Below are 21442 nucleotides of genomic sequence, written 5' to 3' on the forward strand. Positions count from 1 at the left end.
ACCCCATGCGCACACGTGCCGCAGTCGCCACCCAGGCCGGTAAGCCGCTCGAGATCATGGAGGTCAATCTCGAAGGCCCCAAGGCGGGAGAGGTCCTCGTCGAGATCAAGGCCACGGGCATCTGCCATACCGATGAATTCACCCTGTCGGGTGCCGATCCCGAGGGGCTGTTTCCGGCGATCCTCGGGCATGAGGGCGCGGGCGTGGTGGTCGAGGTCGGCGAAGGCGTGACCTCGCTCAAGCCCGGCGATCACGTGATCCCGCTCTACACCCCCGAATGCCGGCAATGCCCGTCCTGTCTGAGCCAGAAGACCAATCTGTGCACCTCGATCCGCGCCACCCAGGGCCAGGGGCTGATGCCCGACGGCAGTTCGCGCTTCTCGACGCTCGATGGCGACCCGATCCTGCACTACATGGGCTGCTCGACCTTCTCGAACCACACGGTGCTGCCCGAGATCGCGCTCGCCAAGGTGCGCGAGGACGCGCCCTTCGACAAGATCTGCTACATCGGCTGTGGTGTCACCACCGGCGTCGGCGCGGTGATCAACACCGCGCAGGTCGAGATGGGCTCCACAGCGGTGGTGTTCGGGCTGGGCGGCATCGGCCTCAACGTGATCCAGGGGCTGCGGCTTGCCGGCGCCGACATGATCATCGGCGTCGATCTCAACAACGACAAGAAGGAATGGGGCGAGCGCTTCGGCATGACCCATTTCGTGAACCCCAAGGAGATCGACGGCGACATCGTCCCGCATCTGGTCAACATGACCAAGCGGCGCGGCGACCTGATCGGCGGTGCGGACTACACCTTCGACTGCACCGGCAACGTCACGGTGATGCGGCAGGCGCTGGAATCGGCGCATCGCGGCTGGGGCGTCTCGGTGGTGATCGGCGTGGCGCCGGCGGGGGCCGAGATCTCGACCCGGCCGTTCCAGCTGGTCACCGGCCGCACCTGGAAGGGCACCGCCTTCGGCGGCGCGCGCGGCCGCACCGACGTGCCGAAGATCGTCGACTGGTACATGGAAGGGAAGATCGAGATCGACCCGATGATCACCCATCAGCTGAAGCTCGACGAGATCAACAAGGGCTTCGACCTGATGCATGCGGGTGAAAGCATCCGCTCGGTCGTGGTCTACTGAGACAAGGATCTTCGAAGATCCTTGCCAAAACTCTTGCAAGAGTTTTGCCCCCGCCCGGCTTGACGCCGCGGGGCGGGGGCGCGATGGGCGAGTGAAACTCAGGAGGACCAGATGCCCGAGACCCGCCCGCTCTATGCCGTGCTGATCGACGCCGATAACATCCCGGCGCGCTTCGCCAAGCCGATCCTCAAGGAGATCACCTCCTTCGGCGAGCCGGCGCTGCGGCGGGTCTATGGCGACTGGTCGGCCGAGCGGCTGCGCGGTTGGGCCGATAATGTCCGGGCGCTCGGGCTTGTGGCGCATCAGGAAACCGCCAATACCAAGGGCAAGAACGCCTCCGATATCGGCCTGGTGATCGATGCCATGGACATCCTGCATACGGGCCGCTTCGACGGTTTCGTGCTGGTGTCCTCGGACAGCGATTTCACCGCCCTGGCCAATCGTATCCGCGAGCAGGGGCTCGACGTGATCGGCATTGGCGAAGCCAAAGCGCCCGAGAGCCTGCGCAACGTCTGCAACCGCTTCGTGCTGATCGAGAACATCGTGGACGAACCGGTGGCCACCAAGCCCGACGCCGCGACGGGCGAGACGCCGGCCGCACCGGCGGGCAAGAAGTCGCCGCTCGAGGCGGTGCCGCTGATCCTGCGGGCGATGGACAAGATCGAGCAGGATGACGACGAGTGGTACCCGCTCGGGCCGATCGGCCAGTACATCACCGCCGACAATCCGGATTTCGACGTGCGCAGCTACGGCAAGCGCAAGCTGTCCGAGCTGGTGCAGGAGCTCAAGCGCTTCGAGACCCGCAAGCAGGGCAACCAGCTGCAGGTGCGGCGCAAGGACTAGGCGCCGTAGCGGGCCAGAAAGGTATCGACCGCGCCATCGGCGACGCGGTCGCACTCCTCGGTGGTGAACTGGTCGGTGACGCTGAAGATGGCCCGGTAGAACAGGTCGGCCCGGCACAGCTCGTGGAACTGGTCGGCCGCCAGTTCGAAATCCTCGATCACCAGTTCGCCGCGCTCCACCGCCTCGCGGAAGTACTCCACGAGCAGCGCACGGCCCATCTCCGGGCCGCTGCGATAAAAGGCGCGACCGATATCGGGAAAACGCGCGCTTTCGGCGACGAAGACGCGGAAGACCCGCAGCCCGAAATCGGAAGTGTAGAAGGCGATCATCCGCCGCGCCGTCATGCGCAGCACCTTGTCCGGCGGGCCCGAACCCTTGACCTCGGACAGCGCATTGTCGGCATGGCGCCGGCACTCGTTGCGGGTCACTTCCAGGAACAGCAGCCGCTTGTCGGGGAAATAGCTGTAGAGCGTCGCCTTCGAGACGCCCGCCGCGCGGGCGATGTCGTCGACGCTGGCGCCTTCGAATCCTTCCCCGAGAAACACCTCGCGTGCCCCTTCCAGCACCTGGTCGTATTTGCGGCCCTTGCGGATCTCTTGCGCCTCGGCGGTCATCTCGTCTCCTGTGGATCGTCGACAGCATAGGCATCCCGCCGGGCGACGGCCAGCCATGCCGTGACGCCGGGTTGCGTCACCCGGATGCAGCGGTAGATTGGAATCGTTCTAAAGAAGGTGCGGTCATGATTCCCGGATTCTCCTCCCGACGCCGATTCAACGATCTCAGCGAACAGGAGATCCTCGCGCTGGCGATCTCCTCCGAGGAGGACGATGCACGGATCTACAGGCTCTATGCCGAGCGGCTGCGCACCGGGTACCCGGCCACGGCCGCGGTGTTCGACGGCATGGCCGAGGAGGAGGATGATCACCGGCGCCAGCTGATCGCGCTGCACCGCGACCGTTTCGGCGAGGTGATCCCGCTTTTGCGCCGCGAGCACGTGGCGGGGTTCCACACCCGCCGTCCGGTCTGGCTGGTCGAGAATCTCGGGCTCGAGACGATCCGAGCCCAAGCGGCCGAGATGGAGCGCGAGGCCGGGGCCTTCTACGCGCGCGCCGCCGCCCATGCGCGCGACGCCGCGACCCGCACGCTTCTGGGTGATCTCGCCGCCGCCGAAGCGGGGCACCAGAACACCGCGCAGACGCTGGCGGCGGAGCATTTGCACCACGAGGCCCGCGCCGACGAGGACCACGCGGCGCGGCGGCAGTTCGTGCTGACCTACGTGCAGCCGGGGCTGGCGGGGCTGATGGATGGCTCGGTCTCGACCCTGGCGCCGATCTTCGCCACCGCCTTTGCCACGCAGGACACCCACACCACTTTCCTCGTCGGGCTCGCCGCCAGCGTCGGCGCGGGCATCTCGATGGGATTCACCGAAGCCGCCTCGGATGACGGGCAGCTTTCCGGGCGCGGCTCGCCGATCAAGCGCGGCCTCGCCACGGGGATCATGACCACGATCGGCGGGTTGGGACACGCGCTGCCCTACCTGATCCCGCATTTCTGGACCGCGACGATCACAGCCATCGTGATCGTCTTCGTCGAGCTCTGGGCCATCGCCTGGATCCAGAGCCGCTACATGGACACGCCGTTCTTCCGCGCCGCCTTCCAAGTGGTACTGGGCGGTTCGCTGGTCTTCGCGGCGGGGGTGCTGATCGGCGGCGGCTGAGGCGGGTTGCGCCCGGCAGGGGCATTGGAGAGACTGCCCACTCGCAAGGGGAGGGCGCGATGAGCTTCGAGACGACGAATTACAGGCCCACGCCGTTGCCGGACCGACGCGAGATGACCGACGCGGCGATGGTCGAGGCCGCCCGCACGCATTTCGACGCGATGGCGACCCGCCACAGCGTGCGCGAATTCTGCGACCGCCACGTGCCGCGCGAGGTGATCGAGACGGCGATCGCCACGGCCGGGCGCGCGCCATCGGGCGCGAACCAGCAGCCTTGGCATTTCGTCGCGATCTCGGACCCGGACATGAAGGCGCGGATCCGCGCCGCGGCCGAGGAGGAGGAGCGCGCCTTCTACGGTGGCGGCGCGCCCGACGAGTGGATCGCCGCGCTGGAGCCGATCGGCACCGGGGCCTCGAAGCCGCATCTCGAGGTGGCGCCCTGGCTGATCGTGGTCTTCGCGCAGCGCTGGGGCACCCGGCCCGACGGCTCGCGCTATAAGCACTACTACGTGCCCGAGAGCGTCGGCCTCGCCACCGGCTTCCTGATTGGCGCGCTGCATCTTTCGGGGCTCTCGGTGCTCACCCACACGCCGAGCCCGATGAAATTCCTCACAGAGCTATGCGACCGCCCGGTGGCCGAAAAGCCGGTGATGATCCTCGCGGTGGGCCACCCCGCCGAAGACGCCACCGTGCCGACGGCGGCATTGAACAAGAAACCGCTCGAAGAGATCCTGACGGTGATCGGGGCGCAGACGGAGACGACATGAAGACGATCAGCGAGAACACCTGCTTCGGCGGCGTGCAGGGGGTCTATTCCCATGCCAGCGAGGCGACCGGCACCGAGATGACCTTCGGACTGTTCCTGCCGAGCGAGGCGCAGGAAGGCCCGGTGCCGGTGCTGTGGTTCCTGTCGGGTCTCACCTGCACCCACGAGAACGCGATGACCAAGTCGGGCGCGCAGCGTTGGGCCGCCGAGCAGGGCATCGCGCTGGTGTTTCCCGACACCTCGCCGCGCGGAGCGGGCGTGGCCGACGACGACGGCTTCGACATGGGGCAGGGGGCGGGGTTCTACCTCAACGCCACCGAGGACCCTTGGGCCGAGCATTACCAGATGTGGGATTACGTGACCGAGGAGTTGCCCGGTCTGCTGGAGGGACAGTTCGCCATCGACGAGGGCCGCCAGTCGATCACCGGTCATTCGATGGGCGGGCATGGCGCGCTGACCATGGCGATGCGGTTGCCGGGGCGTTACCGCTCGGTCTCGGCCTTCGCGCCGATCTGCCACCCGACGCAGAGCGAGTGGGGACGGCGGCAATTCGCGGCCTATCTCGGCGCGGACGAGGCCACATGGGCCCGCCACGACGCGACGCTCCTGATGACCAAGACCGGCTTCGACGGGCCGCTGCTGATCGACACCGGCACCGCCGACCAGTTCGGCGACAAGCTCGGCACCGAGCATTTCGCCCGCGCGATGGCCGAGCGGCGTCAGCCCGGCACGCTGCGCCTTCAGCGCGGCTACGATCACAGCTATTTCTTCGTGTCGTCCTTCATCGAGGACCACGTCGACTTCCACGCCGCGGCGCTGTGGTCATGATCTATGTCGATGCCGATGCCTGCCCGGTGAAGGCCGAATGCGAGACGGTGGGCACCCGCCACAAGATGAAGGTGGCGATCGTCTCCAATGGCGGGCTGCGCCCGTCGCAGAACCCCTATGTCGAGACGGTGATCGTGCCCGAGGGGCCGGACGTGGCCGACATGTGGATCGCCGATCGTGCCAAGGCGGGGGACGTGGTCATCACCAACGACATCCCGCTTGCCGCGAAATGCGTCGAGGCGGGGGCGCAGGTGCTCAGGCACAATGGCGAGCCGCTGACGCAGGCCAATATCGGCAACGTGCTGGCGACGCGCGACCTGATGGCCGATATCCGCGCCGCCGATCCGTTCCGACAGGGCGGCGGCAAGGGATTCACCAAGGCGGACCGCTCGCGGTTTCTCGACGCGCTGGAACGGGCCCTGCGCAAGGCCAAGACGGAAGGGACGGGATCGTGAATATCGAGGCGGTGGTCTTCGACATCGGCAACGTGCTGATCGAGTGGAACCCCGAGCGGGTCTATGATGCGGTGATCGGACCCGAGCGCCGGGCCGAGCTGTTCGGCGCGGTCGACCTGCACGGGATGAACGAGCGCGTCGATCTGGGCGAAAGCTTTCATGGGCAGGTAAGTGCCCTGGCCCGGGCGCATCCCGCGCGCGCGGCCGAGATCATGCTGTGGCACGACCGCTGGATCGAGATGGCGAGCCCGGAGATCCCGCGCTCGGGGCGGCTGCTCAGGGCGCTGAAGGCACGTGGCGTGCCGGTCTTCGCGCTGTCGAATTTCGGGGTCGAGACCTTCGAGATCGCCCGTGCCCATTACCCAGTCTTCGCCGAGTTCGATGCGCTCTTCGTCTCGGGGCATCTGCGCATGGCCAAGCCCGACGCGCCGATCTACGAGCGGCTGGAGCGCGACACCGGCGTGGCGCCGGAGCGGCTCCTGTTCACCGACGACCGCGCCGACAACATCGCGGCTGCCCATGCGCGCGGCTGGCAGACCCATCATTTCACCAGGCCCGAGGGGCTGGCCGAAAGGCTGGTGGCCGAGGGGCTGCTGAGCGAAGCGGAGGCCGCATGACCGAGATCGTCCCGCCCGAGGCCGAGGCCAGGCTGGACTGGATCGCCATGGCCCGCGCGATCGAGGCGGGGCACGAACTGCCGCCCGCTCAGGTCACCGACACCTTCCTCTACCGGGGCGAGGATACGCTTCTGAACCGCTCCGCCTGGATCGAGGGGCTGGGGATCGCGGTGAAGGTCGCGACGATCTTTCCGGGCAATGACGGCCCCAGCATCAACGGCGCGGTGAACCTGCTCTCGGATGCTGACGGCACTCTGGAGGCGGTGGTGGACTTCCACCTCGTCACCAAGTGGAAGACCGCCGCCGACAGCCTGCTAGGTGCGATGAAACTCGCGCGCCCCGACAGCCGCGAGATCCTGATCGTCGGGGCCGGCAATGTCGCCTCCTCGCTGCGCGAGGCTTATGGCGCGGCCTTTCCCGACGCGCGCTTCACGGTCTGGAACCGCTCGCGCGAGGGGGCGGAGCGGCTGAAGGCGAAACACCCCGACATCGCCATAGCCGAGGATCTGGAAGCGGCAGTGGGTCGCGCGGACATCGTCACCTGCGCGACCATGGCGAAGGCGCCGGTGGTACGGGGCGACTGGCTGCGCCCCGGCACGCATCTCGACCTGATCGGCGCCTTCACGCCCCAGATGCGCGAGACCGACGACCGGGCGTTGCAGCGGGCACGGATCTTCGTCGATGCGCGCGCCACCACGCTCGATCATATCGGCGAGTTGAAGATCCCGCTGGAGGCGGGGGCGATCGCGCGCGAGGACGTGGTGGCGGAGTTCTCGGAGCCCGAGCGGTTCCGGCGCGAAAGCGAGGAGGAGATCACGCTGTTCAAGAATGGCGGCGGCGCGCATCTCGACCTGATGGTGGCGCGGCACATCCTCGAGCGCTGGCGGTCGGCCTGAGCCGGGCTCGGGAGGCGGGAGATCGACAGGTAATGAGATCGCCCCGGCGCTCGCATGAGCGATCGGGGCCCGGGACGGCCTCGCCTAGTCGGCCAGCCCCGGCTCGTCCAAAAGCGTCCGGCCCGCGCGGTCCTCGACCTCGATCACCCACAAATCGGGGTCGAAGCGTTTCTGCTTCTCGATGCTGGCATCGACCTCCGGCTCAGGCCCTTCGGCCAGCACGATCCAGGCCCGCGCCCCGGTCATCAGGTCGAGGCTGCGCTGATGGAGCCGCGCCTGCCCGTCGAGCGTGTTGGACTTGATCAGCACCGCGCCCGCCGTCTCGTCGCCCTTGGCGGTGACGAAGGCGGGGATGTCGTGCAGCCTGAGACGGGCCAGATAGGCGGAGACCCAGATGCCCGAGGCAAGCCGCGGCTCAGCCATTCCCATCGCGGAAATCGAGGCCCATCTCGGAATAGCGTTCCTTTTCCTCGAGCCAGTTCGGTCGCACCTTCACCTGCAGGAACAGGTGCACCTTTCGTCCGAGAAACTCCGCCAGCTCCTCGCGTGCGGCCTTGGAGACGGCCTTGATCGTCTCGCCGCCCTTGCCCAGAACGATACCCTTATGGCCCTCGCGGGCGACATAGATCATCTGGTCGATGCGGGCCGAGCCGTCCTCGCGCTCCTGCCAGCTCTCGGTTTCGACCGTCAGCTCGTAGGGCAGCTCCTGATGCAGCCTGAGCGTCAGCTTCTCGCGCGTCATCTCGGCGGCGATCATCCGCAGCGGCAGGTCGGCAAGCTGGTCCTCGGGATAAAGCCAGGGACTTTCGGGCATTTCGGCGCCGAGCCATTCCTTCAGATCGGCGGCACCGTGGCCGCGCTCGGCCGAGATCATGAAGGTCTTCACGAAGGGATGCGCGGCGTTGCAGTCCTGCGCGAGCTTCAGCAGCGCCTCGGATTTCACCTTGTCGATCTTGTTGATGGCGAGCGCCACCGGCTTGCGACCGAGCCGCTCGGGCAGGGAGTCGAGGATCGCCCTCACGCCGTCGGTGATGCCGCGATGCGCCTCGATCAGCAGAACCACCATGTCGGCATCGGCGACGCCGCTCCAGGCAGCGGCGACCATCGCGCGGTCGAGCCTGCGGCGCGGCCGGAACAGCCCCGGCGTGTCGACGAAGACGATCTGCGAGCGCCCCTCCATCGCGACGCCGCGGATGCGGGCGCGGGTGGTCTGCACCTTGTGGGTGACGATCGACACCTTGGCGCCGACCATACGGTTCAGCAGGGTCGACTTGCCGGCGTTCGGCTCGCCGATTAGCGCCACGTAACCGGCGCGGGTCGGGCCATCCTCGCCATGCTGGTCGCCGCCGATCGGCGCGCCCGGCAGGTCATCCTCGTGCAGCGCCTCGGGGCCTGCGCCCTGAGCGGCGCCCGGGGTGTCCTCGCCTTCCGGCGTCTGGTCGTGCTCGCTCATTCGCTCACCCGTTTCAAAAGCGCGGCCGCGGCCGCCTGTTCCGCCTGCCGTTTCGACCCCGCAGTGGCACTCTCCGCGGCGCCGGAGGCCAGCCTGACCTCGATCGTGAAGACCGGCGCGTGGTCCGGTCCCTCGCGGTCGGTCTCCGCATAGGCAGGGGGCGGCTCGCCGCGCGCCTGCGCCCATTCCTGAAGCGCGGTCTTGGGATCGCGCGCATCTTCCTCGACCCGGTTCACCCGGTCGCCCCAGAGCCCGCGCACCACCCGCTTGGCCGCCTCGAAGCCCGCATCGAGATAGACCGCGGCGATCACCGCCTCCATCGCATCGGCGAGCAGCGCCTCCTTGCGGCGGCCGCCGGACTTCATCTCGGAGCGTCCCAGCCGCAGCACCGCGCCGATCTCGATCTCGCGGGCCACCTCGGCGCAGGTCTCGCGGCGCACCAGCGCATTGAAGCGCGGCGCGATCTGGCCCTCGGTGGCGTTTCGATCCGCCTCGAGCAGCGCCTCGGCCATCACCAGGCCCAGCACCCGGTCGCCCAGGAATTCGAGCCGCTGGTTGTCATCGCGCATCGGCCCGGAGATCGAGCCATGGGTGACGGCGCGCGACAGCAGCTCAGGGCGCGAAAACTCGTGCCCCAGCCGGGCCGCGAAGGCACGGAGTTCGGCCGAAAGCTTCACTCGACCGCCTTGAAGAAGCGGTCGGAGCGCCAGGTCCAGAAGGCCAGCATCGAGCGGCCCGCCGAGGAGAACATGATCCGGTCGGCCCGGCCCACGAGATCCTCGAAGGGCACGAAGCCCACGCCGCGCGCGTTCTGCGGCACCCGGCTGTCGGTCGAGTTGTCGCGGTTGTCGCCCATGAAGAACAGATGCCCCTCGGGAACGGTGTAGACGCCGGTATTGTCCGACGACTGCGTGGTAATGTCGAGGACGTCATGGCTGCGCCCGTTGGGCAGCGTCTCGGTATAGCGGGTCTTCTCGCAGGTGGCTCCCATGCCGACCGCGCCGTTGCGGCAGCGCGGCAGCAGGCCCTGCGGCCCCTGCCGTTCCATCACCTCGGTAAAGGTGCCGGCGGGCTCGAGGCCCACCGCCTCGTCATTGATGAAGAGCCGCCCGTCGCGGACCTGGATCCGGTCGCCGGGCAGGCCGATGGCGCGCTTGATGAAATCCTCTCCGGTCACGGGGTGGCGGAACACCACCACGTCGCCGCGCTCGGGGTATTCGCCCCAGAGCCGGTCGTTGTCGCCCTTGGCCCAGCCGCAGACATCCTCGGCCGAGATGTCGATGCCGATCGAATCCAGCCGTACCGAGGGGCAGGAGGCGTAGGAGTAGCCATAGGCCATCTTGTTGACGAAGAGGAAATCGCCGATCAGCAGCGTGTCCTTCATCGAGCCCGAGGGAATCCAGAACGGCTGGAAGAACAGGGTGCGGAAGATGCCCGCGATCAGCAGCGCCCAGAACACCGTCTTGACGGTTTCCCACACGCTGTGGACGAAGCCCTGCTTCTCGGTATCGGATCTGCTGGCCATGCGATGGGTCCCTCGGGGTTTCGGGGCTACATGCGGGGGGCGGGGGGATTAGTCAAGGAAACCGCCAGAGGCGCCATCTAGCGCGCGCGAAACCGCAAGGCCAGCCCCAGCGCCGCCAGCGCGATCACGAGCGTGATCGCGGCACCCGCGACGAAGGCCGCGCCGACGGACACCGCCTCGGCCAGCGCCGCACCGAGGAACGGCGCGATCAGCAGCGCCGCCATGTTCGCCGCCTCCGACAGCGCCGAGACCCGGCCGACCCCGCCCGCATTGGCCCCCGACTGGATCAGCGCCCTGTAGGGTACGAGCGCCAGCGCCGACACCACGCCCGCCAGCGCGAACAGGGCCAGAAGTAGCGGTAGCGGCGCGAGCCAGTCCGCGATCTCGGCCAGGCCGATGCCGCCGAGAATCAGCGCCGAGGCGAGATTGCCCGCCGCGACGGTGCCAAAGGCGCCGGATATGCCACGCGTGCCGCCCAAGAGCAGCCCGCCCAGAACGCCACCGGTCCCGAGGGCGGCAAGGCACAGGCCGAGCGCCGTCGCGTCCTGCCCCAGCGCTTCGATCAACGGCGCGATCAGCGTGTCGTAGAAGAACATCGCGAAAAAGCCGAGCGCCATCAGCGTGATCGCGGCACCCAGCACCGGGCTCTGGCGTACCAGCCGCATCCCCTCGGCGATGTCGTGCAGGATCGGGCGCGGCGCACGGGCCGGGCCCGGACGCTCGAACGGATCGAGACGCGACAGCACCACGCCCGCCAGCACCGAAACGGCGGCGTTGAAAGCGAAGACCCCTTGCGGGTCGAGAAAGGCCAGCATCGCGCCGCCCAGCGCAGGTGCGGCGATCTTGCTCGACTGATTGATCGAATGGCTGAGCCCGTTGGCAAAGACCAGATCGGCCTCCATGGTACGGGCCTGAAGTGCCGCCTGCTTGGCGGGCGAAAAGAAGGCGTCGGCGCAACCGCGCGCGAAGATGATGGTGACGAGCACCTGCCAGTTCGGCGCGAGGATCAGCGCGGCCGTCGCCATAGCGCGGCCGATATTGGACCAGACCAGCACCCGGTTCAGATCGAGCCGGTCGACCAGCGCGCCGGCGAAAAGACCGACCGTCAGATAGGGCAGGCCCAGCCCCACCGCGAGCCACGCATAGGCATGGGTGGGCGCGGACCAGGTGAAGGTCAGAAGCGCGGTCACGGCGACGAAATCGAGCCAGTCGGCGAAATCCGCGGGTAGCTGCGCCAACAGAAGCGGTCCGAGACCGCGATTGCCCCCGACCCGTCTGCGCGTCGCCGCGAGCATCAATGCCCTGCGAGGGGCCGTGCCTCGATCACCACGAAAGCCTGGGCCCAGGGGTGGTCGTCGGTCAGCGTGACGTGGATGATCGCCTCGTGGCCCACGGGGGTCATCGCGTCGAGCCGTTCCCGGGCCCAGCCCGTCACCTCCATCACCGGCTGGCCGGTGCGAAGGTTCGACACCGCCATGTCCTTCCAAGCGATGCCCATGCGCAGGCCGGTGCCCAGCGCCTTGGAACAGGCCTCCTTGGCGGCCCAGCGCTTGGCATAGGTGCCGGCCACGTCGCGGCGGCGCTCGGCCTTGGCCTGTTCGACCGGGGTGAAGACACGATTGCGAAACCGGTCGCCATGGCGTTCGAGGACGCCGGCGATGCGGTCGATATTCGCGAGGTCGGTGCCGATGCCCAGTATCATGGGCCTTGGGTAGCCGATGCCGGGAGGGCGGGCAATCTGTGTGGGGATCGAGGCCAGCGCCGAAAAAGCGCCGCCCCCGGGGGGGACGGCGCCTTCGGAACCGAAAGGGCGGTGGATCAGGCCGCGTGGCGCATCTTCTCGGAGCGCGCCTCGCTCAGCGCCTTTTCGACATCGGCACGCTGGGTGGCGAGGAAGGACCATTCCGGCTTGCCGGCGGTGGCCTCGATCGCCTCGTCATAGAGCTTCAGGAGCTGCTCTTCGCCATTGATGATCTCGTCATAGACCGCCTCGTCGTCGCCGGTCAGCGAATCCTTGAGAGACAGCCAGCCACGATGCGCCGCGGCGGCGGTGGAGCCGCTCTCGCTCACCTCGACGCCCTCGGCGCCAAGCTGGCGATGGATCACGGTGTGGAATTGCTCGCGCTCGGCGATGCGGCGGTCGAAGAAGCCGACGAAGCCGCGCTCGTCCTTCACTTCCTCGCGCGAGTGCTTGTAGCCGTCGCGGCTGTCGATGACGCGGGTGTGCAGTTTCTTGAGAGTGTCGAGATGGTCGGCCATGATGTCCTCCATGTCATGTTTTCGCCCGCAAGGGGCTTCGGGATAACAACGCCCAACACCGATGATCGGTCCTGATTCGGTGGGAAAAATTGCTGTATCCACGGGTGTTTGGGAGCAAGAGAAAGCGCCCGGCCCGTGGCCGGACGCTCCCTTTGGGTCGTACTGGACGAATCAGCTGTCGGTCGCGTCTTCGGCGGTCTCCTCGAGGTTGTCCTGCGCGTCCTCGGCGGTCTCCTCGACGTTATCGAGGGCGTTCTCGCCAGTCTCGACCGTGTTCTCGGCGGCTTCCTCGGCGTTCTCCACCGTGTTCTCCGCCGCGTCCTCGGCCGCATCCGTTGCGTTGGTCATGTCACTGTCACTCAGGCCCGCGGTGTCGATGCCGTTCTCGGCGGCGGTCTCCTGATCGATCTCGCAGGCGCTGTCGTCGGTGCCCTTGATCTGCTGGGCGATCACGTTGGCGTCGACGTCGCAGACATTGGCGGCCACGCCCACCGGCACCTGAACGGTGTTGCCATCGACCGAGAGATTGACGAGGCCTTCCTGCTGGCCGTTGCCCGACCCGCCATTCGAACCGGTATCGATGCCGTTCGCGGCAGCGGTTTCCTGGTCGATTTCACAGGCGGTCTTGTCCGATCCCACGAATTGGCCGGACAGCACGTTGACGTCGAGATCGCAGACATTGGCCGCGACGCTCACCGGCACCTGCACGGTGTTGTCGTCCACGGATATGTTGACGAGGCCCTCCTGACCCTGGGCAAAGGCGCCCGAGGCGGCGACGGTGAGGGCAGCGGCGGCGACGAGACTCTTGGACTTCATGAACATAATCGTTCCTTTCCTCCAGTATTCTGACCGGCCGGGGCAGTTAGGGGGGTGAGTGGGCCCCGGCGGTCTCGAAGGGCAGAACGGCTGCGACGGCGTCTCGTTCCTGCCGGTTTTTCAGGCAGCGCCGCGATGCCCCACCGTCTGGCAGAAAATTGCCAAGGCCTTGGCAAAGACTTGCGAAAACCGGCCCTTGCCACGTGAAGGCGGAAATCGTGATCGCCCGAAGCGGGAACCCGTTCAGCGCAACACTCGCCGCGCGGCCTCCATCCGGCGACGCATCTCGGCGATGGCGGGCGACAGCCCGCGGAAGATCGCCTCGCCGATCAGGAAATGGCCGATGTTCAATTCGCGAACTTCCGGCAGCCCGGCGATCGGCCCGACCGTGTCATAGGTCAGCCCGTGCCCGGCATGCACTTCGAGGCCGAGCGCATGGGCATGGGTCGCCATATCGGTGATCTTCGCCAGTTCGGCGTCGCGCGTGGCGGTATCCCCGGCCGCATGGGCGTCGCAATAGGCCCCGGTATGCAACTCCACGACCTGCGCGCCGATCCGGGCGGCGGCATCGATCTGCGGCCGGTCGGCGGCGATGAAGATCGATACCCGGCAGCCCGCCTCGCGCAGGGGCGCGATGAAATGTGCCAGCCGGTTCTCGTCCTTCGCGACTTCGAGTCCGCCTTCGGTGGTGCGCTCCTCGCGCTTTTCGGGAACGATGCAGACGGCGTGGGGCCGGTGCCGCAGCGCGATCGCCTGCATTTCATCGGTAGCGGCCATTTCGAAGTTGAGCGGCACCTTCAGCGCCGCCATCAGCGCCTCGATATCGGCATCGGAGATGTGGCGGCGATCCTCGCGCAGATGCGCGGTGATGCCGTCGGCGCCCGCCTCCTCGGCGAGCTTCGCCGCCCGCACCGGGGAGGGCGTGTCGCCACCGCGCGCGTTGCGCACCGTGGCCACGTGGTCGATGTTCACGCCGAGCCTGAGATCCGTCATCATCTGTCTCCTTTGGGGCGCAGACTAGTCCGGTCCCGCCGCCCCGTCAGCCGGGGTGGACGGGTTTTTTCCAAGCGCCTGCAGCTTGGCGCGCAGCTTGCGGCGGCGGCGGTTCTGGTAGGCCGAGATCACCGGCACGAAGAGCCAGTAGCTGGCGAAGGCCGAAATCAGCCCCGGCAGGATGCCCCCCACAAGATAGGGCAGGAACACGTCGTCATAAAACAGCGCCAGCCCCCGCCAATCGGCGCGGTCGGGGCCGAACAGCGCCCCGAAATTGTGCCACAGATCCTGCCCGGCGGCACCGAACTTGCCCATCAGGGAGGTCTCGATGTCGCGATGCGGCGGCCGGCCCATGATGAAATAGCCGGTCTGCAACGCCACCACGCCGATCGGCACATAGGTGAGCGGGTTGCCGAAGAAGGTGCCGAGCAGCGCCGCCAGCATGTTGCCCCGGCCGATCTTGGCAAAGATCACGGCGATGATGAAATGCAGCCCGTAGAACGGGGTCCAGCTCGCCAGCACCCCGGCGAAGATGCCGCGCCCGATCTTCTCGGGCGTGTCGGGCAGGCGTTGCAACCGGTGCTTCACGTAGCCGAAGGCGCGGCGCCAGCCGCCCCTCGGATAGAGCGCCTCGGCCACCGCGCGGCCCACCGACCGCCTGTCGCGCCGCTTGAAGACCACGCGCGCGCTCCCGCTCAGCCCCCGGCCGGGGCCGGGGCGTGGGGCAGGGCGCGCGACGGGTCGCGATGCCGCTCGATCGAGGAGACGTGGCTTTCGGCCTCGAGCGCGGTCATCACCCGGTGCAGATGCTCGGCGTCGCGCAGATCGACATCGACGAGGATGCGGTAGAAATCGGGCTTGCGGTCGAGGAAGGTCATGTCCGAGATGTTGGCCGACTGCTCGCCGATCAGCGTGCAGATCCGGCCCAGCACGCCGGCATCGTTGGTGATCGTCAGGTCGAGGCTCACGGTGTTGACGGCGCCATGGGTGCCGTCCTGCCAGCGCAGATCGACCCAGCGCTCGGGCTGTTCCTCGTAATGCGCCAGCGTCGGGCAGTCGATCGCGTGGATCACCACGCCCTGACCGCGAAAGGTGATGCCGACGATGCGTTCGCCCGGCACCGGCTGGCAACAGGGCGCGCGGCGAAAGCTCTGCCCGGCGGCGAGGCCCGCGACGGCGCGCTCCTGCGCGACCTCCTGGGTGTCGCCGCGCGCGGCCAGCTCGGGATAGAGCGCCTGCACCACCTCGCGGGTGGTGATGTCGGCCGAGCCCAACCGCGCCAGAAGCTCGGTGGCGCTCTCCAGCCCCATCGTCCGGGCAGCGGTCCGAAGCGCCTTGTCGGTGGCGCGGCGGCCCACGTTCTCGAAGGCCACGCGCACCAGCTCGGAACCAAGCTTCACGAAGCGCTCGCGGTCCTCTTCGCGCAAGGAGCGGCGGATCGCGGCCTTGGCGCGGCCGGTGACCGCGATCTCGATCCAACTGGCCTGCGGGCGCTGCCCGTCGGCGGTGATGATCTCGACCGACTGGCCGTTCTTCAGTCGGGTCCAGAGCGGCACGCGCAGCCCGTCGACCTTGGCGCCGACGCAGGCGCTGCCGATCCGGGTGTGGATCGCGAAGGCGAAGTCGATCGGCGTGGCGCCGCGCGGCAGCTTGATCACCTCGCCCTTGGGCGTGAAGCAGAACACCTGGTCCTGATACATCTCGAGCTTCACGGCCTCGAGAAAATCCTCGTCGTCATGCCCCGTCTCCAGCCGCTCGGTCAGCTGGGCGATCCAGCGCGCCGGGTCGACCGCGAAGCGGTTCTCGACCCGCAGGCCGTCGCGGTAGGACCAATGCGCGGCGACCCCGGTCTCGGCGACCTCGTGCATCTCGCGGGTGCGGATCTGCACCTCGACCCGCTTGCCGTCGCGGCCCGAGACGGTGGTGTGGATCGAGCGGTAGCCGTTGGATTTCGGCTGGCTGATGTAATCCTTGAACCGGCCCGGCACGGCGCGCCAGCGCTGGTGGATCACGCCGAGCACGCGGTAGGCGTCGGCCTCGTTGTCGGTGATGACGCGAAAGCCGTAGATGTCGGAAAGCCGCGAGAAGCCCTGATCCTTCTCCTGCATCTTGCGCCAGATCGAATAGGGCTTCTTCGCGCGACCGAACAGGTCGGCCTTGATGCCCGCCCGGTCGAGCTCGAGCCGCATGTCGGAGGTGATCCTCTCGACGACGTCGCCGGCCTCCTTCTGGAGCATAATGAAGCGGCGGATGATCGAGTTGCGCGCCTCGGGGTTGAGGACCTGGAACGAGAGGTCCTCGAGTTCCTCGCGCATCCACTGCATGCCCATCCGGCCCGCCAGCGGCGCGTAGATCTCCATCGTCTCGCGCGCCTTCTGGGCCTGCTTCTCGGGCCGCATCGAGCGGATCGTGCGCATGTTGTGGAGCCGGTCGGCGAGCTTGACCAGCGTCACCCGCAGGTCGCGCGAGGTCGCCATGAACAGCTTGCGGAAGTTCTCGGCCTGCTTGGTGCGGGTCGAGGACAACTGCAGGTTGGTCAGCTTGGTGACGCCATCGACCAGTTCGGCGATCTCGCGGCCAAAGCGCTTGGAGACCTCCGAGAACGAGGCGCGCGTGTCCTCGATCGTGTCGTGCAGCAGCGCCGTGACGATGGTGGCATCGTCCATCTGCTGCTTGGCGAGGATCACCGCCACGGCGACCGGATGCATGAAATAAGGCTCGCCCGACTTGCGGAACTGCCCTTCATGCATCTCTTCGCCGAAGGCATAGGCGTCGCGGATCAACGCGTCGCGGGTGGCCGGGTTGTAACTGCGGACCAGAGCGATCAGCTCGTCTGCGGATGTCATCTGGGCGTCCTACCCCCCGGCCTGGTGCGGGCTGCGATCAGCCCTCTTTCTGGACCTGCATCAGCTCGCGCAGCAGGCGCTCTTCGCTCATGTCGTCCTGCGCCGGCTTGTCGGCTTCCTGGCTCATCAGGAGCGACATCGAATCGGCTTCGGGCTCATCGACCTCGATCTGGGTCTGGTGCGCCTCGATCATCCGCTCGCGCAGATCGTCGGCCTGCTGGGTCTCGTCGGCGATCTCGCGCAGCGCCACGACGGGGTTCTTGTCGTTGTCGCGGGCGACCGTGAGCGGCGCGCCGGAGGTGATTTCGCGGGCGCGATGCGCGGCGAGCATCACCAGCTCGAACCGGTTCGGAACCTTGTCAACGCAATCTTCGACTGTCACGCGGGCCATCGGACGACTCCCATCTCGGGTTGGGCAAAGGGCGGCCGCACGCGGAATCGCGCGGCACGGCCTCGAAAGCGCACGCATACAGCGCCGGGCGGCGGAACACAAGGTGGGCCGGGGGTGGGACGGGCCGGACGGCCCGGTTCAGCCAAGCGGCTCCAGCCCCTCGCGCGCCCCGGGCGGCAGCGCATCGCGCATCGCCACCACGTCGAATCCGGTGACGGGGTGGCGCCAGTCCGGCGCGACCTCCGACAGCGGCAGCAGGACGAAGCCGCGATCCTGCAACCTCGGATGCGGCAGGACCAACCGGTCGGGCGCCTCGCGGGCCTGACGATCGAGCGGCAGATCGCGCCAGAGCAACCAGCCGGCGAGGTCAGGGCAGAGCAGATCGCCCAGCGCCAGGAGGTCGAGATCGAGGCTGCGCGGTCCCCAGCGGGTGCGCCGTTCGCGGCCGAACTCGGCTTCGATCTCGTGCAGTGCCGCTAGCAGCGCCTCGGCGCCGAGCTCTGTCTCGATCGCCGTCGCCGCGTTGACGAAATCGGGGCCGCTGCCCGCCGGGAAAGCCGGGCTACGCCACAGGCGGCTGTGCCGCGCACCGGTGCCGAGCGCCTCGATCCGCGCCATGACGGCGCGCAGCGTCGCGTCGGGCGCGCCCGCGGGCGAGCCGGCATTGGCGCCCAGCGCGATCAGGGCCTGCCGTCCGCCGGGCGAGGTGTCGATATGTGTATCTTGCGCCATTCGCTTGATTTTCCCAGACAAAGAGGGGCAGGAGTGCGGAAGGTCCGCCAAGAGATCGATCCGGCAAGCTTCGGCGATATTTTATCAAGGAATTTTCCACAATGTTTTATCGGGACGAGAGACTGGCCCTGTTCATCGACGGAGCCAATCTGCATGCCACCGGCAAGGCGCTGGGATTCGATATCGACTACAAGCTGTTGCGGCAGGAGTTCCTGCGGCGGGGTCGATTGATCCGGGCCTACTACTATACCGCGCTGCTCGATGGCGATGAGTACTCACCGATCCGGCCGCTGGTCGACTGGCTGCAATACAATGGCTTCGCGATGCGCACCAAGCCCGCGCGGGAGTTCACCGACGCGCAGGGGCGGCGCAAGATCAAGGGCAACATGGACGTGGAGCTGACGGTCGATGCGCTCGACCTCGCGGATCGCATCGACCATGCGGTGCTGTTCTCCGGTGACGGCGATTTCCGGGCACTGGCCGAGGCGTTGCAGCGGCGCGGCGTGCGGGTCTCGGTGGTGTCGTCGATCCGCTCCACCCCGCCGATGATCGCCGACGAGCTGCGCCGCCAGGCCGACAATTTCATCGAGCTCGAGGAGCTGCGCGAGGTGATCGGCCGGGCGCCACGCCAGAACGGTGCGGCGGCCGCGAACGAGGAATGAGCCGCCGCGCAGGCGTGCCGTCGGGATGGCCGCTGGACCTCGGGCGTCGGAACGCTTAGCTGTGCGGCATCGCAATCCACCGGCCAGCGCGCCCCGGAGGCCCCCGATGCCCGAGACCACCCTGCCGCCCCTGACGCTCCATCTGGCCGCGCCGCGCGGCTTTTGCGCCGGCGTCGACCGCGCCATCAAGATCGTCGAGATGGCGCTCGAGAAATGGGGGACGCCGGTTTATGTGCGCCACGAGATCGTGCACAACCGCTTCGTGGTCGATGACCTGCGCGCCAAGGGGGCGGTCTTCGTGGAGGAGCTGGACGAGGCGCCCGACGACCGGCCGGTGATCTTCTCGGCGCATGGCGTAGCGAAATCGGTCCCGGCCGAGGCGGCGCGGCGCGAGATGATCGCGGTCGACGCGACCTGCCCGCTGGTGACCAAGGTCCATAACGAGGCGGCGCGGCACGCGGCCGAGGGGCTGCAGATGATCATGATCGGTCATGCGGGCCACCCCGAGACCATCGGCACCATGGGCCAGCTTCCCGAGGGCGAGGTGCTGCTGGTCGAAACCGAGGCCGATGTCGCCACCGTCGCCGTGCGCGATCCCGAGCGACTCGCCTTCGTCACCCAGACCACCCTGTCTGTCGATGACACCGCCGGCATCGTCGCGGCGTTGAAGGCGCGCTTTCCGGCGATCAAGGGACCCGGAAAAGAGGACATCTGCTACGCCACCACCAACCGGCAGGAAGCGGTGAAGGCGATGGCGCCCCGGTGCGACGCGCTGCTCGTGGTGGGGGCGCCGAACTCATCGAACTCCAAGCGGCTGGTCGAGGTCGCGGCCAAGGCGGGCTGCGGCTATGCGCAGCTTGTGCAGCGCGCCACCGAGATCGACTGGCGCGCGCTGGACGGCATCCGTTCGCTCGGCCTCACGGCCGGGGCGAGCGCGCCCGAGGTGCTGGTGCAGGAGGTGATCGATGCCTTCCGCGCCCGCTTCGACGTCACCGTGAAGCTGGTCGAGACGGCGCAGGAAAACGTCGAATTCAAGGTGCCCCGCATCCTGCGCGAACCTGCGTGATCCCGCCCGCGGCCCTGCTCCTCGGGCTCGCGGGGGTGCTTCCCTTCGCTTGGGGGCTGCTGACGACGTGGTTTCCCGGCCTCGTGCCAGGCTGGCTGCCGCAGAGGCTGGTCGGACCCTACGTCCAAGTGTTTTATGGCAGCGTGATCCTGAGCTTCATGTCCGGCGTGCTGTGGGGCTTCGCGACCAAGATCAGCGGCCGCGCCGCTGCCATCGGTTACGGCGTCTCGACCCTCCCCGCGCTCTGGGTCGCCTTCCTCGTCGGTGGCGGCTGGGAGCGGTCGAGCTTGGTGCTGATCGCCGGCTTTCTTGGCCTTCTGGCGCTCGATGCGGGCTTCCAGAAACATGGCCTCGCGCCGGGCTGGTGGCTGCGCTTGCGGCTGCTGCTCACCGGTCTCGTCGTGATCTGCCTGACACTGCCGCTGTTTTAAGAGCACTCCTTGAGGTTCATCTTTCCCCAAATACGCAAATCCCCCGGCTGGCGGCGGGCACCACGTTCGGCACCTCGCGCACGGCTGGTGTCGAATCTGCGTATTTGAAGAAAGATGAAAGGGAAGGGGCGCGCCCGGAAGCCCGCCCCTTCTGAACTCATTGCTGGTCGGTCTGGGTGCCGGATTTCGGCTTGGACTTGCCGAGATCGGGTTTCTGGCCCAGCGGTTCGGGCTTGTCCTTCCTCGAAAAGGTGCCGCGCCCGTCGAGCGAGGGACCGGAGGTCCAGCGGCCCTCGGGGGTCGGCTCGTCGAGCGAGGTATTGAGGAAGTAGTAGCTGTGCTCGGTCGCCTCGTGCTCCTCGGGGGTCGAGTTCGGGATCGGCAACGCCTTTTCCCAGCCGCCCAGCTCCTCGATCACCGCCAGCCACTGCTGCTGGTGCATCGTGTCGCGGGCGATCAGGAAGGACAGCATGTCCTTCATGCCCGCGTCGTCGGTCATGTTGTAAAGCCGCGAAGCCAGCACCCGGCCGCCCGATTCGGCGGTGGCATTGGCCATCATGTCGGCGGCGAGGTTGCCGGTGGCGTAGACATGGCTCATGTCGAACGGCACGCCGTTCGCGTTCACCGGCATCGCCGAAAGGCCCGAGCTGAGGATGTGGCGCGGATTCATGCCGCCCAGGATCGCATGCACGACCGGGTCCTTCGCGGCCTCGTCCTGCACCTCGACCGGCGCGCCTTCGAGGTTGAGCGCCACGGCGTGGCCGAGAAACTCGATATGGCTCAGCTCCTCGGTCGCGGTCATCATCAGCATGTCGCGGTACTTGCTGTCGCCGCGCGCGCCCATCGCCTGGAAGAAGTACTGCATGGCGACGCGGATCTCGCCCTCGACGCCGCCGATCGCCTGCTGGAGATATTTGGCGAAGGCCGGTGAGGGCTTGTCGACGCGCACCTGGTACTGAAGCTTGGAGGAGTGGTGGAACATGGGAAGGGCTCCGCATTCGGTTAAGTCA

General features: G+C 67.7%; 26 protein-coding genes. 11 read left to right on the forward strand and 15 right to left on the reverse strand.

Going from position 1 to position 21442, the window contains the following annotated elements; all coding sequences use genetic code 11:
* The first annotated feature begins 5 nt into the window (after positions 1–5).
* A complete protein-coding gene (locus tag ACRAQ3_RS00440) occupies positions 6–1136 on the forward strand; it encodes an S-(hydroxymethyl)glutathione dehydrogenase/class III alcohol dehydrogenase (protein ID WP_432255295.1) in 1131 nt (376 codons plus the stop codon).
* Between the two features lie 111 nt (positions 1137–1247).
* On the forward strand, positions 1248–1979 hold the full coding sequence (locus tag ACRAQ3_RS00445) for an NYN domain-containing protein (RefSeq protein ID WP_269395491.1): 732 nt from the start codon (positions 1248–1250) through the stop codon (positions 1977–1979).
* On the opposite strand, the gene ACRAQ3_RS00450 is transcribed toward ACRAQ3_RS00445, so the two are convergent.
* Positions 1976–2593: a TetR/AcrR family transcriptional regulator gene (locus ACRAQ3_RS00450; protein ID WP_269395492.1), complete on the reverse strand. Its 618-nt coding sequence runs from the start codon at positions 2591–2593 to the stop codon at positions 1976–1978. The two genes, ACRAQ3_RS00445 and ACRAQ3_RS00450, sit on opposite strands and share 4 nt — an antisense overlap.
* A gap of 125 nt (positions 2594–2718) precedes the next feature.
* Between ACRAQ3_RS00450 and mbfA the strand changes: the two genes are divergently transcribed.
* The 6 genes from mbfA to ACRAQ3_RS00480 are packed head-to-tail and all read left to right on the forward strand — an operon-like array spanning position 2719 to position 7258.
* Positions 2719–3696, forward strand: coding sequence for an iron exporter MbfA (mbfA, locus tag ACRAQ3_RS00455; RefSeq protein WP_432255296.1), 978 nt, complete (start codon positions 2719–2721; stop codon positions 3694–3696).
* A 59-nt stretch (positions 3697–3755) separates the two neighbouring features.
* On the forward strand, positions 3756–4463 hold the full coding sequence (locus tag ACRAQ3_RS00460) for a nitroreductase family protein (protein ID WP_432255297.1): 708 nt from the start codon (positions 3756–3758) through the stop codon (positions 4461–4463).
* A complete protein-coding gene (gene fghA / locus ACRAQ3_RS00465) occupies positions 4460–5290 on the forward strand; it encodes an S-formylglutathione hydrolase (protein WP_269395495.1) in 831 nt (276 codons plus the stop codon). The genes ACRAQ3_RS00460 and fghA overlap by 4 nt, the downstream gene beginning before the upstream one ends.
* Complete coding sequence (locus ACRAQ3_RS00470; RefSeq protein WP_269395496.1) at positions 5287–5745, forward strand: YaiI/YqxD family protein; 459 nt, start codon at positions 5287–5289, stop codon at positions 5743–5745. Before fghA ends, ACRAQ3_RS00470 begins: the two co-directional genes overlap by 4 nt.
* A complete protein-coding gene (locus ACRAQ3_RS00475) occupies positions 5742–6362 on the forward strand; it encodes an HAD family hydrolase (RefSeq protein ID WP_432255298.1) in 621 nt (206 codons plus the stop codon). The genes ACRAQ3_RS00470 and ACRAQ3_RS00475 overlap by 4 nt, the downstream gene beginning before the upstream one ends.
* Complete coding sequence (locus ACRAQ3_RS00480; protein WP_432255299.1) at positions 6359–7258, forward strand: ornithine cyclodeaminase family protein; 900 nt, start codon at positions 6359–6361, stop codon at positions 7256–7258. Before ACRAQ3_RS00475 ends, ACRAQ3_RS00480 begins: the two co-directional genes overlap by 4 nt.
* Positions 7259–7342: 84 nt before the next feature.
* On the opposite strand, the gene ACRAQ3_RS00485 is transcribed toward ACRAQ3_RS00480, so the two are convergent.
* The 13 genes from ACRAQ3_RS00485 to folK all read right to left on the reverse strand — a co-directional run bounded on the left by ACRAQ3_RS00485 (position 7343) and on the right by folK (position 18273).
* Complete coding sequence (locus ACRAQ3_RS00485) at positions 7343–7681, reverse strand: DUF1491 family protein (protein ID WP_269395499.1); 339 nt, start codon at positions 7679–7681, stop codon at positions 7343–7345.
* Positions 7674–8711: a GTPase Era gene (gene era, locus ACRAQ3_RS00490; RefSeq protein ID WP_432255300.1), complete on the reverse strand. Its 1038-nt coding sequence runs from the start codon at positions 8709–8711 to the stop codon at positions 7674–7676. Before era ends, ACRAQ3_RS00485 begins: the two co-directional genes overlap by 8 nt.
* On the reverse strand, positions 8708–9388 hold the full coding sequence (gene rnc / locus ACRAQ3_RS00495; protein WP_269395501.1) for a ribonuclease III: 681 nt from the start codon (positions 9386–9388) through the stop codon (positions 8708–8710). Before rnc ends, era begins: the two co-directional genes overlap by 4 nt.
* Positions 9385–10236 (reverse strand): signal peptidase I, encoded by an 852-nt coding sequence (gene lepB, locus ACRAQ3_RS00500; protein WP_269395502.1) that lies wholly within the window; start codon positions 10234–10236, stop codon positions 9385–9387. The genes rnc and lepB overlap by 4 nt, the downstream gene beginning before the upstream one ends.
* A 77-nt stretch (positions 10237–10313) precedes the next feature.
* Positions 10314–11474, reverse strand: coding sequence for an MFS transporter (locus ACRAQ3_RS00505; protein ID WP_432255301.1), 1161 nt, complete (start codon positions 11472–11474; stop codon positions 10314–10316).
* 56 nt (positions 11475–11530) lie between these two features.
* The gene (gene acpS / locus ACRAQ3_RS00510; RefSeq protein ID WP_085895068.1) at positions 11531–11938 is read right to left on the reverse strand and encodes a holo-ACP synthase; all 408 of its coding nucleotides are present in this window, start codon (positions 11936–11938) and stop codon (positions 11531–11533) included.
* 116 nt (positions 11939–12054) lie between these two features.
* Positions 12055–12495: a PA2169 family four-helix-bundle protein gene (locus tag ACRAQ3_RS00515; protein ID WP_269395504.1), complete on the reverse strand. Its 441-nt coding sequence runs from the start codon at positions 12493–12495 to the stop codon at positions 12055–12057.
* Between the two features lie 171 nt (positions 12496–12666).
* The gene (locus ACRAQ3_RS00520) at positions 12667–13317 is read right to left on the reverse strand and encodes a hypothetical protein (protein ID WP_432255302.1); all 651 of its coding nucleotides are present in this window, start codon (positions 13315–13317) and stop codon (positions 12667–12669) included.
* A 237-nt stretch (positions 13318–13554) separates the two neighbouring features.
* Positions 13555–14304, reverse strand: coding sequence for a pyridoxine 5'-phosphate synthase (locus ACRAQ3_RS00525; protein ID WP_432255303.1), 750 nt, complete (start codon positions 14302–14304; stop codon positions 13555–13557).
* Between the two features lie 24 nt (positions 14305–14328).
* Positions 14329–14985 carry a DUF2062 domain-containing protein gene (locus tag ACRAQ3_RS00530; RefSeq protein WP_432255304.1) on the reverse strand — a complete coding sequence of 219 codons (657 nt, stop codon included), beginning with the start codon at positions 14983–14985 and terminating at the stop codon, positions 14329–14331.
* A gap of 14 nt (positions 14986–14999) precedes the next feature.
* Positions 15000–17150, reverse strand: coding sequence for a RelA/SpoT family protein (locus ACRAQ3_RS00535; protein ID WP_269395508.1), 2151 nt, complete (start codon positions 17148–17150; stop codon positions 15000–15002).
* Between the two features lie 37 nt (positions 17151–17187).
* The gene (rpoZ, locus tag ACRAQ3_RS00540) at positions 17188–17541 is read right to left on the reverse strand and encodes a DNA-directed RNA polymerase subunit omega (protein WP_021692332.1); all 354 of its coding nucleotides are present in this window, start codon (positions 17539–17541) and stop codon (positions 17188–17190) included.
* Between the two features lie 138 nt (positions 17542–17679).
* Positions 17680–18273, reverse strand: a complete 594-nt coding sequence (gene folK / locus ACRAQ3_RS00545) for a 2-amino-4-hydroxy-6-hydroxymethyldihydropteridine diphosphokinase (RefSeq protein WP_432255305.1) — start codon at positions 18271–18273, stop codon at positions 17680–17682.
* Positions 18274–18374: 101 nt separating this feature from the next.
* Here folK and ACRAQ3_RS00550 point away from each other — a divergent pair, with 101 nt between their 5' ends.
* The 3 genes from ACRAQ3_RS00550 to ACRAQ3_RS00560 all read left to right on the forward strand — a co-directional run bounded on the left by ACRAQ3_RS00550 (position 18375) and on the right by ACRAQ3_RS00560 (position 20432).
* Positions 18375–18935 (forward strand): NYN domain-containing protein, encoded by a 561-nt coding sequence (locus tag ACRAQ3_RS00550; RefSeq protein ID WP_085895063.1) that lies wholly within the window; start codon positions 18375–18377, stop codon positions 18933–18935.
* 106 nt (positions 18936–19041) lie between these two features.
* On the forward strand, positions 19042–20001 hold the full coding sequence (gene ispH / locus ACRAQ3_RS00555; RefSeq protein WP_432255306.1) for a 4-hydroxy-3-methylbut-2-enyl diphosphate reductase: 960 nt from the start codon (positions 19042–19044) through the stop codon (positions 19999–20001).
* Positions 19998–20432, forward strand: coding sequence for a DUF3429 domain-containing protein (locus ACRAQ3_RS00560; RefSeq protein WP_432255307.1), 435 nt, complete (start codon positions 19998–20000; stop codon positions 20430–20432). The genes ispH and ACRAQ3_RS00560 overlap by 4 nt, the downstream gene beginning before the upstream one ends.
* Before the next feature lie 157 nt (positions 20433–20589).
* On the opposite strand, the gene ACRAQ3_RS00565 is transcribed toward ACRAQ3_RS00560, so the two are convergent.
* Positions 20590–21414, reverse strand: coding sequence for a manganese catalase family protein (locus ACRAQ3_RS00565; RefSeq protein ID WP_432255308.1), 825 nt, complete (start codon positions 21412–21414; stop codon positions 20590–20592).
* Between the last annotated feature and the right edge of the window lie 28 nt (positions 21415–21442).

Source organism: Limimaricola sp. AA108-03 (assembly GCF_050847355.1).
In the GTDB taxonomy this organism is placed as follows: domain Bacteria; phylum Pseudomonadota; class Alphaproteobacteria; order Rhodobacterales; family Rhodobacteraceae; genus Limimaricola.